The sequence below is a fragment of the Arsenophonus sp. ENCA genome (assembly GCF_002287155.1).
GTDB lineage: Bacteria > Pseudomonadota > Gammaproteobacteria > Enterobacterales > Enterobacteriaceae > Arsenophonus > Arsenophonus nilaparvatae.
Genome location: NZ_NHNG01000074.1, coordinates 1 through 7320, shown reverse-complemented (window position 1 = coordinate 7320; position 7320 = coordinate 1). Strand labels below are relative to the sequence as shown.

Below are 7320 nucleotides of genomic sequence, written 5' to 3'. Positions count from 1 at the left end.
GTATGGCACCGGCAGTGATGTGCGAAATGTGGAAGATAACACGCCGCACCTGGTTATCTACGACTACCAAGACTCGCGCAGCGGGCGTTGCCCGAGCGAATTCCTGGTAAACTATACGGGGTATCTGCAAGTTGATGGCTACGCGGGTTATCATGGCACGGAAGCTCAACTCGTTGGCTGCATGGCGCATGCGCGCCGTAAATTTGAAGAGGCTCGGCGAGCCCAGCCGAATACCAAAGTAGGCAAAGCCATTTGGGCCTTAGGGTTAATTCAGAAACTGTACCGGATAGAAAAAACGTGTCAAGGGCTTTCTCCTGAAGAGATTTACCGACGGCGACAGAGCGAAGCGCGTCCATTGATGGAGGAGTTTGAAGCCTGGCTATCAAAGACGAAGGTGCTCCCGAAAGGCTATCTGGGTAAAGCCATTGGTTATTGTCAAAAACAATGGCCAAAGCTGATGCGCTATCTGGAGGATGGTCGTTTGAGTATCGACAACAACCGCGCCGAACGGGCGATAAAGCCTTTTGTAATTGGTAGAAAAAACTGGCTGTTTGCCAATACGGAATCGGGTGCCCATGCCAGCGCGCTATTGTACAGCTTGGTGGAAAGTGCACGTATCAATGGACTTAACCCGTACGATTATCTTTTGGCGCTGCTGACGGCGCTAAAATACCCAGATGAGGATATCGACTGGAACGCACTACTACCCTGGAAAATCACCTTACCTTAAACCACGCAGCAGCGCACTGTGTGGTTCCAATGACGCTTACGCTGCAATTAACTTTCCATCTTTTTGCAAAGCATCACAGCTAGGATATTCGTGAACATGGAAACCATGTATTCCAGGCACTAATCCTTGTAATTTGGGGGTAAATAATAAACCAAATTTTGTTTCCGTGATCTTAATTTCACCTACCGATTGGCCGTTATCTTTTTTAGTAACTATCTTCATTGGAACTATCATTGTATTGGCTAGCGATGTTGCAGTAAAAAAAGCACCTATAATTAGTAACATTTTCAATTTCATATATTAATCCTGGTTATGATTTAAAATAGCGACGAGATATAAACTAAAAATTAGGCTACTGATTTCAGTAGCCTTGTTTAATTATAGAAAATAGATAAAATTTTATTTGTTTTTTTCTATCCATTTGCCATCGATATAAAATGCACTCCAGCCAGTGGCTTTACCATTTTTTTCTGAGGAAACATATTGTTGTTTAGTCTTACGACTAAATCTAACAATCGTTTTATTACCCTCAGGATCGACCGATGGCGCCTGGGTTAAATAACTAAATTTAGCTGGCAGACGATCTTTAAAACGTACCAATTCTTCAACCAATGGTGCGCGGGTCTCTCTTGATTTTGGAAAAGTATTAGCGGCTAAAAATATTCCTGCTGCGCCATCTCTTAATACAAAGTAAGCATCAGATTTTTCACAAACTAGTTCCGGCAATGGAATAGGATCTTCTTTAGGCGGAGCCACTTCACCACTCTTTAAGATCTTGCGAGTATTTTTACAAGCATCATTGGTACAGCCCATATATTTTCCAAATCGACCCATCTTCAGATGCATTTCTGAGCCACATTTATCACATTCAATAATTGGCCCATCATAGCCTTTAATGCGAAATTCACCTTCTTCAACCTGATAACCATTACATACTGGATTATTCCCACATACATGTAATTTGCGTTTATTATCAATAAGGTAGCTATCCATCGCGGTACCACATTTAGGGCATCGCCGGCGGGCTCGCAAAGCATGCGTTTCCACATCCTCTTCTTCTGCTACCAGGATATTTGATAATTCATCTTCAGGAATTAAATTAATGGTTTTTTTGCAGCACTCTTTTGCTGGTAAGCTATAACCAGAGCATCCCAGAAAAACACCCGTAGAAGCAGTTCTAATCCCCATTTGCCGGTGACAGTCAGGACATTCAATCGATGTTAATACCATCGGATTGGGACGCATGCCACCTTCCTCGGGTGCTTTATTTGCACTTTCTAGCTGTTCGGTAAAAGCAGCAAAAAACTCATCTAATACACTCTTCCACTCGATACGATCTTCTGCTATCAAGTCAAGCTGATCTTCCATTCGAGCAGTAAAATCATAGTCCATTAATTCACTAAAATTTTCATCTAACCGGTCAGTAACTATTTCACCTATTTTTTCAGCATAAAAACGGCGATTTTCAATTTTTACATAGCCCCGATCTTGGATAGTTGAAATAATAACTGGATAGGTTGATGGCCGGCCAATGCCGCGTTTTTCAAGTTCTCTAACCAGAGAAGCTTCGCCAAAACGTGCTGGAGGTTTAGTAAAGTGTTGACTAGGACACAATTTATCCAATTCAAGCTGGCTACCAACTTTGACCATAGGTAATATTTTATCTTCATCACCTTTGCGCAACGCGGGCATAACTTTAGTCCAACCATCAAAACGCAAAATACGCCCTTTAGCCTTCAACTCAAAATCTCCAGCTTTGACGGTTATTGTCGTTGAATCAAATTCAGCTGGTGTCATTTGACAAGCAACAAATTGGTTCCAAATCAGCTGATATAGTCTTTTGGCATCCGCTTCCATCTCTTTTAGAGCATCAACACCAATGTCAATATTAGAAGGACGAATAGCTTCATGTGCTTCCTGCGAACTTTTTTGGTTGGTGTAAACATTCGCCTGTTTAGGCAGGTATTTGCTGCCAAATTTATGGTCAATATAATTGCGAGCCATACTTAAAGCATCCTGACTTAAGTTAGTTGAGTCAGTACGCATATAGGTAATATAACCTGCTTCATAAAGACGCTGTGCCATCATCATGGTTTTTTTAACGCCAAAGCCAAGACGTGTACTTGCCGCTTGTTGCAGGGTTGAGGTAATAAAAGGGGCGCTGGGTTTACTAATTGTGGGCCGATCTTCACGATCTGACACCTGATAATGGGCATTTTTTAATAATGCAACGGCAGCATCAATTTGTGCTTTGGTGACGGGTTTAAAAGGCTTACCCTTTTCATGTGTCACTTCCATTCGAATCAATGCCGTATCTACGGTCAGTAACTCAGTATGCAGCTGCCAATACTCTTGTGGGACAAATGCTTTAATTTCGCGTTCCCGTTCTACAATCAGACGTACAGCGACTGACTGAACACGACCGGCAGAAAGGCCGCGAGCAATTTTTTTCCATAATAACGGTGAAACCATATAACCAACAACCCGATCTAAAAAACGCCGAGCTTGTTGAGAATTAACACGATCAATATTTAATTCACCAGGATTATCAAAAGCTTGCTTAATTGCATTTTTAGTAATTTCATTAAAAACTACTCGACTAAAGCGCTGATTATCACCGCCAATCACTTCTCGCAAATGCCAGGCAATCGCTTCCCCCTCACGATCGAGATCCGTTGCCAGATAGATATGCTCTGCGTCGGAAGCAAGCGATCTTAATTCAGCAACGACTTTTTCTTTGCCAGGTAAAATTTGATAATTGGCTTTCCACCCATGATATGGGTCAACTCCCATTCTATTTACAAGTGCCTCATGTTCATCTTTTTTTACTTTTTTAACCTTGTTGGCTGAGTTTGTATTCTTTTGTGAGCTGGAACCACCACTTTTTGGCAAATCACGTATATGCCCTACGCTACTTTTAACAACGTAGTTATTACCAAGGTATTTGTTGATAGTCTTGGCTTTTGCCGGGGACTCCACAATAACAAGAGCTTTACCCATAATTATCTTTACCTAAAATATTGTCTAAGCGTACTGACTTTCCAGCCAGATGGAATGAAATCTCTTTTTATATTGCGTCAGATTCACAATATATCAACTTTTTTTTGCTTAAATACTTTGCCATAAAGATAAAAACCTTTGTTAATTCATACTGTAAACAGATTCAATAGTACAATTTTGTCAGCAAAACAATGACAAAAGTAAAGCATCGTAAGTAATAAAAAGCCTACACTCTACCTGATAAAAAATGATGCGCAACCACTTATTTTATTCATAGGTATTGTTATGACAACAAAAACCACCTCAATAAGTTATGAATAGATTATAAAAAAAATCAATAAAATTATATAAAAAGTAGCAGAAATCTAGTTCAAACAGATATATAAATAAAATTTTCAGAAAGAAATTAATTTCCAAATAAAATAACTTAATAGTGCTTTATAAAATTGTTTATCATGTTTTTAAGTAATTAATTAATATTTTATTTGCAATTAAATAATTAAGTTTTAACTATTTCATTATAAAAATACCGGCTGAAAACGCCGGTATGTATTTCTTATTCATAATTTAAAGTAGTGGCCTCTGTCCTCTTTGCCACCAGCGTATTAACAACTTATCTGCATTTTCTACCATGCTGCCCATTAAACGATCAACAAAACGTCTGGCCGGAGTATAAGTTACCTCAATAATTTCACGAGCATCAATTTGATTGATAATAATGTCATCACTAACGCCTATTTCATCAATTAATCCTTTTTCCTTTGCTTGGATACCATACCAATGTTCACCTGTTGCCACAGCATTAATATCAAGGGTCGGTCGTTTTTGATGCACAAAATCTTTAAATAGCTGATGTGTTTCATTTAAATCTTGCACAAACTTCTTACGTCCTTGCTCGGTATTTTCACCTAATAAAGTTAGTGTACGTTTATACTCTCCAGCTGTATGTAATTCTACATCAATATCCTTTTTCTTCAGTAATCGATGAAAATTGGGTACTTGCGCAACTACACCAATAGAGCCAATAATTGCAAAAGGAGCTGCTACAATACGATCGGCGACACAAGCCATCATATAACCGCCACTGGCCGCAACTTTATCCACCGAAACAATTAATTTAAGGCCTTTTTCCCGTAAACGATTTAGTTGAGAGGCAGCTAAGCCATAGCCATGCACAACGCCACCTGGACTTTCAAGCCGAAGTAATACTTCATCTTTGTTATCAGCAATTGATAAAATTGCAGTAATTTCTTCACGTAATGCATTGACTTCATGAGCATTCATGCTGCCTTTGAAATTAATCACAAAAAGACAAGGTTTTTTTAGCGTTGTTTGACCAACTTTAGCATCCGATTTCTGCTTTTTTTCTTCAATTTTACGTTGTTTTTTATAGGTTTTTAACCAAATTTTATATTCAGCGTCACTCATCTTAACCTGTTGCATCTCACGCTGACGTTGACGATAGGCTTTACTTAAATCAATAAGTTTTAAATCACCTTTTTTGCTCTGTTTACGCTGTCCAAAACTAAAAATAACTAATGAAATTAATATAATAGCAACAACTACTGTTGCTATTTTAGCAACAAATAATCCATACGATGAAAGAAATTCCACAATTCTATCCTTCTTTACAGAATATAAACAATAGGGGTATTGTAACTAAAAACTTGATAAAGTGCTTATAGCTCTTATTAATAAATTTGAATAATCAAAAGTAGGAAAATATCATGCTACCATACCAAGCTAAAGCTGATTTACTTAAGCAAAAAACCATTTTAATTACAGGCGCTGGCGATGGCATTGGACGTGAAGCAGCATTAACTTATTCACGTTATGGCGCCAATCTTATTTTAGTCGGTAGAACAACCGCAAAACTAGAACAAGTCAAACAAGAAATTATTTCTAATAGCAAATTTACTCCTTCAGTTTCTATTTATCCCCTTGATTTATTAACAATAACCGAATCACAATGCCATGAATTAGCAACTGACATTAGCCAACATTATCCCTATCTTGATGGTGTATTACATAACGCAAGCATATTAGGAAAAATTGCGCCGATTATTGATCAACCTATAAAACTTTGGCATGAAGTTATACAAATAAACGTTAACGCAACTTTTATGCTAACACAAGCCCTACTACCACTGCAGCTACAAGCACCAAATAGTTCATTAATATTTACCACTTCAAGCGTCGGCAGACAAGGTCGTGCTAATTGGGGGGCCTATTCAGTTTCCAAATTCGCAACCGAAGGTCTAATGCAGGTATTATTTGATGAATATAAAGATACTAATTTACGTGTTAATTGCATTAATCCCGCTGGCACAAGAACGCAAATGAGAGCCAATGCTTTTCCTTCAGAGGATCCTATGCAGCTAAAAACTCCACAAGAAATTATGCAGATATATCTTTATCTAATGGGAGAAGATAGTATTAAGAAATCAGGAGTAAGTTTTGATGCACAGCCTAATCGTAAACCCGGTGTGGCAATTTAATATTTAGCTATAAAAACTAACCGCAATAAAAATTAATAATAAATGATATAAGCAATTATCAGACAAAGTGATTAGTCAATTAATGAGCTTTATAGTTATTTACTGGATGCTGCTTTAATATCCCTGCATTAAAAATCATATTTGTTTGATTAATAAAAGCAGAATAATCATCACGATCATGTTTATTCTGCCCTAAATGAAAAGTGCTATAAATTTTCGCCATATTGTAAATATAGTGGTAATATTCATCATAGATTTGCGCTTTTGATTCTATATTACTGATGTTTTTATAATCATCAACAATTTCAACAATTTTATTAGCATAAGATTGTAAAGAATAATTATTAAAACTTGCAATTGGAAGTGCATATTCAAACGAATGCGTTACCGTGTTTTGTTCCTTTATTCCTTTATCAACAATATGAATATTATTAACTTTTGATCCTACTACTGACAAAAAATCAATAAACTCTTCTTTAGTAAAACATTTTGTTTTCACTTGACCATCTGATTGTTTACTTTTATTCAAAGCTAAAACATTGAGAAAAGATGCGCCTATAGGGTAATCACATTTAAAAACATTATTGGGCACCTCGAAAAACTCAAGATTTTCAATTAACCCTTGGCTTTCATTCTAAATAATTAGATTTTTTTTGATTATCACGCTACTGATTCTATCGCACATTGCCCTGGCTAGGGCCATTTGACCCATTCTGGGCGTCAGAAAGCCACGATGCACGCGCTCTGGAAGTACGCCAACCGCTTTAGGTTGTAACATGCTGCCATCATCGTCATGGCAAAATTAGCGCGCACCTGTCCAATGGTGCGGATCAGTTTTCTACCCATTTGTTCCATCGCCGCAAATGCATGTTCAACCCGTGCCCTAGTCTTTGCAATCCTGTGGTTTCGCCCTTGCTGAGTCTTGGACAACGGTTTGTTTCGATGGCCTTTACGCTGAATCTGGCTCCTATAGCCGTTTGCCTTCAGCCAAGCTTCCCGCTCCGCAGAGGGATAGCCTCGGTCGGCGTAGATATTGCGATTGGTGTTGGCCTTGTCAATGACCCTTTCGAAATGCTGACTGTCGTGGGTGCT

General features: G+C 38.2%; 7 protein-coding genes. 2 read left to right on the top strand and 5 right to left on the bottom strand.

All coding sequences use genetic code 11. The features are described 5' to 3' along the window. The coding region (locus tag CBG25_RS02355; RefSeq protein ID WP_290604254.1) for an IS66 family transposase at positions 1 to 730 on the top strand (730 nt) is incomplete at its 5' end. 36 nt (positions 731 to 766) lie between these two features. Here CBG25_RS02355 and CBG25_RS02350 read toward each other — a convergent pair. The 3 genes from CBG25_RS02350 to sohB all read right to left on the bottom strand — a co-directional run bounded on the left by CBG25_RS02350 (position 767) and on the right by sohB (position 5344). Further along, positions 767 to 1027 (bottom strand): hypothetical protein, encoded by a 261-nt coding sequence (locus tag CBG25_RS02350; protein WP_290604252.1) that lies wholly within the window; start codon positions 1025 to 1027, stop codon positions 767 to 769. Between the two features lie 102 nt (positions 1028 to 1129). Beyond that, entirely contained in the window at positions 1130 to 3730 is a 2601-nt protein-coding gene (topA, locus tag CBG25_RS02345) for a type I DNA topoisomerase (protein ID WP_290604250.1), read from the bottom strand. Positions 3731 to 4297: 567 nt separating this feature from the next. Then, a complete protein-coding gene (gene sohB / locus CBG25_RS02340; protein WP_290604249.1) occupies positions 4298 to 5344 on the bottom strand; it encodes a protease SohB in 1047 nt (348 codons plus the stop codon). 113 nt (positions 5345 to 5457) lie between these two features. Here sohB and CBG25_RS02335 point away from each other — a divergent pair, with 113 nt between their 5' ends. Then, complete coding sequence (locus CBG25_RS02335) at positions 5458 to 6228, top strand: YciK family oxidoreductase (protein ID WP_290604248.1); 771 nt, start codon at positions 5458 to 5460, stop codon at positions 6226 to 6228. 79 nt (positions 6229 to 6307) lie between these two features. On the opposite strand, the gene CBG25_RS02330 is transcribed toward CBG25_RS02335, so the two are convergent. Both CBG25_RS02330 and CBG25_RS02325 read right to left on the bottom strand, forming a co-directional pair. After that, positions 6308 to 6820: a hypothetical protein gene (locus CBG25_RS02330; RefSeq protein ID WP_290604246.1), complete on the bottom strand. Its 513-nt coding sequence runs from the start codon at positions 6818 to 6820 to the stop codon at positions 6308 to 6310. A 128-nt stretch (positions 6821 to 6948) separates the two neighbouring features. Further along, the coding region (locus CBG25_RS02325) for a transposase (protein ID WP_290603757.1) at positions 6949 to 7320 on the bottom strand (372 nt) is incomplete at its 5' end.

What these genes read in the sequence shown, in the direction of transcription:
- CBG25_RS02350 (WP_290604252.1), bottom strand. Translation starts at nt 1,027, where the DNA reads ATGAAATTGAAAATGTTACTAATTATAGGTGCTTTTTTTACTGCAACA.
- topA (WP_290604250.1), bottom strand. Translation starts at nt 3,730, where the DNA reads ATGGGTAAAGCTCTTGTTATTGTGGAGTCCCCGGCAAAAGCCAAGACT.
- CBG25_RS02335 (WP_290604248.1), top strand. Translation starts at nt 5,458, where the DNA reads ATGCTACCATACCAAGCTAAAGCTGATTTACTTAAGCAAAAAACCATT.